Here is a 3,330-nt window from a genome sequence, read left to right as displayed (position 1 = left end):
CCAAGATCCCTTCCCTGCATGCGGTGCTGCAAGGCTGGTTGCTCGACGGTCCGCTGGCTGCGTATGTGCCGGCCTACGTCGAACGGCTGGAGCGCGGTCGCTACGCATCCAGCACGAGCCGGCGATGTCTGAACGCCGTCGCGCACTTCGCTCACTGGATGTCGCTGTGCCGTTTGCCGGTCGACAGGCTCGACGAGAGCCGCATCGATCAGTTTCTTCAGGATCACCTGCCGCACTGTGGTTGCAGAGGGCCGGTGATGCGGCATCCACGCGAGGCACATGCGGCTTTGATGCCCCTGCTGGCCATCCTTCGCCAGCGCGGCGTGATCGCGGACTTGCCGACACCGTCGGGTCCGATCGCCGAAGAGCTGAGCCGCTACGACGCATATATGCTCGATACCCGTGGGCTGGCCAGCGGCACCCGTTCGGACCGACTGCGGATCATCGAGCGGCTGCTCGTGCACAAATTCGCGGGCCATCCTCTGAATCTGCAAGAACTGCAGCCGCAGGACGTCCGCCGCTTCGTCACCGAGCAGTTGGAGTTGCGCAACACGATCAGCAACGCGGTGACCATCAACGCCGCCTTGCGTGGCTATCTGCGCTGGCGCGCGACGTGCGGCGATTCGGTACAAGCGCTGCTGGGCGTGATCGCTTCGCCCGCCAACTGGACGCATGCGTCGCTGCCACGCGCGCTGCAGTCGCGTGAGGTCGGCCGTGTCCTCAATTCATTCACCCCGGCGCTGCGCGCGCCCAAGCGCGGCTATGCGATCGTCCGTCTGGCCCTCGATCTGGGCCTTCGCTGTATCGAGATCAACCGGCTACAACTGGACGACATCGATTGGCAGAACGGCACGCTCACGCTGAGGCGGACGAAGTCTCGCCGCCAGGATGTGCTGCCACTGCCAGTCCCCACGGGCAAGGCGCTGGAGGCGTACCTGCGCCACGAGCGACCGCTCACCAGCAACCGATCCGTCTTCGTGCGCTCCTTGGCTCCACACGATGCCCCGGTCAGCGTGGATGCCATCCATCGGGTGATCCGCGACGCCTTCAGCCGCGCCGGTATCCCGCATGGCCGGGCGCACGCCCTGCGCCACACCTTGGCCTGTCGGCTGGTCAACAGCGGGGGCTCGATCAAGGAAGTCGCCGATGTGCTGCGGCACCGCTCGCTGAACACTTCGCTCATCTACGCGAAGACCGATCGCGCTGGCTTGGTCGAGGTCGCCTTGCCCTGGCCGGGGAGCCCAGCATGAGCGCCCACATATCTCTTCCCGAGCGGATCGAGACGTATCTGGCCGAGCGCCGTCGCCTCGGGTTCGAACTTCAGCATATGGGTCAGGCGCTCGTCCGGTTCGCACGCTATGTCGAGGCAGTCGGTCACCACGGACCGCTTACCGTCGAGGTGATGGCTGCCTGGGCGCGGCAGGTCAAGGGTGGCCGAGGGGATCGAGGTACGGCGGCTCGCGCCTTACGTCTGTTCAGGCCGTTTACGCGCTGGCTGCAGCAGTTCGAGCCGGCTACCGAGGTCCCCGACGAGGCGACCTTCGGGCCGGTCCCGGGCCGGGTCACCCCGCACATCTTCCGTGACGAGGAGATCGAGGCGTTGCTCGACGCCGCCGGGCGGCTCGGGCCGCCGCTGCGCAGTACCGTCATGCGGACCTTGTTCGGACTGATCGCCTGTACGGGACTGCGCATCTCCGAAGCCCTGGCGTTGCTCGACGCGGACGTCGACCTCAGTGTCGGCGTGCTGACCGTCCGCTGCAGCAAGTTCGGCAAGTCGCGCCTGGTGCCGCTGCACCCGAGTGCCGTGACTGCCCTGCGCACCTACCGCCTTGAGCGCACGAAGTACGTGCCTGCCGATCCTGAGGGGCCGTTCTTCATCGCCACCCGTGGCCGCCGGCTCGGCTGTGCGCTCAGTGATCGGCAGGCCCACCGGATCTTCGATCAGCTGCGCCGGGAACTGGGCTGGGTCGCTCGTGGCGGCCACGGTGCGGCCCGTATCCACGATCTGCGCCACAGCTTTGCGGTGCGTCGCCTGCTGCGCTGGCATGAGCAGGGCGAGAACGTGCACGAGCACATGCTTGCGCTGTCGACCTACATGGGCCACGCCAAGGTCTCGAACACGTACTGGTACCTCACGGGCACGCCCGAACTCCTGCAAGTGGTGGGCAAGCGTTTCGAGCACTTCGTCGATCCGTACGAAGCCGAGGAGGACGACGATGGTTAAGCCCGAATCAGTCCAGGCGCCCAGCTTCGCGGCCCTGGTGCAGGCGTTCTTCGCCGAGCACCTGCAGCAGCAGCGCGCGATGAGCCCGCGCACCGTTGCCGCGTATCGCGACGCCTTCGTGCTGTTCCTCGACTTCGCGCAGGCGCGGCTACACAAGCAACCCACGGCGATCCGGCTCGAGCAGATCACGCCGACGCTGATCCTGGCCTTCCTCGATCACCTCGAGCGCGAGCGGGGCAATACGGTGAGGAGCCGCAACGCTCGACTCGCGGCGTTGCGGGCGTTCCTGAAATTTGCCGGTCGGCGCGACGTGAGCGCCCTGCATGCCGTCGAGAAGTCGCTGGGCGTGCCGATGAAGCGCTTCGAGCGGCCGATGCTGGGCTTCCTGTCGCGTGAGGAAATGCTGGCGATCATCAGCGAGCCGGACGACTCCTGGACGAGCCAGCGCGACCATCTGCTGCTCAGGATGCTCTACAACACCGGCGCCCGGGTCTCCGAGATCATCGGCGTGACGTTGGCCGACGTGGTGCTCGATGGTGCCGCCTGTGTGCACCTGCACGGCAAGGGGCGCAAGCAACGCTCGGTGCCGCTGTGGCGATCGACGGTGCGGCAGATCAGGGCGTGGCTACGGCTCAATCCGCAGTTGCAATCGACATCGGCGCTGTTGCCCAACCGCGATGGTCAGGCGATGACGCGCGGGAACGTCACACAGCGCCTCGCTCTCGCCGTCAAGGCCGCGATCACCGCACAGCCGCAGCTCGCCACGCGCCGTATCTCCCCGCACATCATCCGCCACACGACGGCCATGCACCTCCTGCAGGCCGGCGTAGACATCAGCGTCATCGCGCTGTGGCTGGGACACGAGAGCCCGACGACAACTCACCAATACGTCGAGGCTGATCTGGCGATGAAGGAGCAGGCACTGGGGAGACTGCAGGAGCCAGACGCCCCGATCCGGCGCTACAAGGCGCCTGACTCGCTGATCGAGTTCCTCAAGACCCTGTAGTTATGTGCAGGCCGCAGGCATCGCGCACCAACGCTGCGCTCGCGCGATGACGCGGCCCGCACCGCAACTGTTCATAACTGGGAGCTGGGCATAATGGCCG

Annotated in this window: 3 protein-coding genes; all 3 read left to right on the top strand. The window is 66.5% G+C overall.

The features are described 5' to 3' along the window. Nucleotides 1-1,250 (top strand): site-specific integrase (locus KBA32_RS16795; RefSeq protein WP_367113796.1); only part of this gene is annotated, 1,250 nt, incomplete at its 5' end. Next, nucleotides 1,247-2,224 (top strand): tyrosine-type recombinase/integrase, encoded by a 978-nt coding sequence (locus KBA32_RS16790; RefSeq protein WP_294361417.1) that lies wholly within the window; start codon nt 1,247-1,249, stop codon nt 2,222-2,224. The genes KBA32_RS16795 and KBA32_RS16790, both read left to right, overlap by 4 nt. Then, nucleotides 2,217-3,230 (top strand): tyrosine-type recombinase/integrase, encoded by a 1,014-nt coding sequence (locus KBA32_RS16785; protein ID WP_294361416.1) that lies wholly within the window; start codon nt 2,217-2,219, stop codon nt 3,228-3,230. Before KBA32_RS16790 ends, KBA32_RS16785 begins: the two co-directional genes overlap by 8 nt. Nucleotides 3,231-3,330 lie beyond the last annotated feature (100 nt).

It is taken from the genome of Propionivibrio sp., from assembly GCF_017995515.1.
Classification (GTDB): Bacteria; Pseudomonadota; Gammaproteobacteria; order Burkholderiales; family Rhodocyclaceae; genus Propionivibrio.
This window is presented reverse-complemented; position numbering and strand designations above follow the sequence as displayed.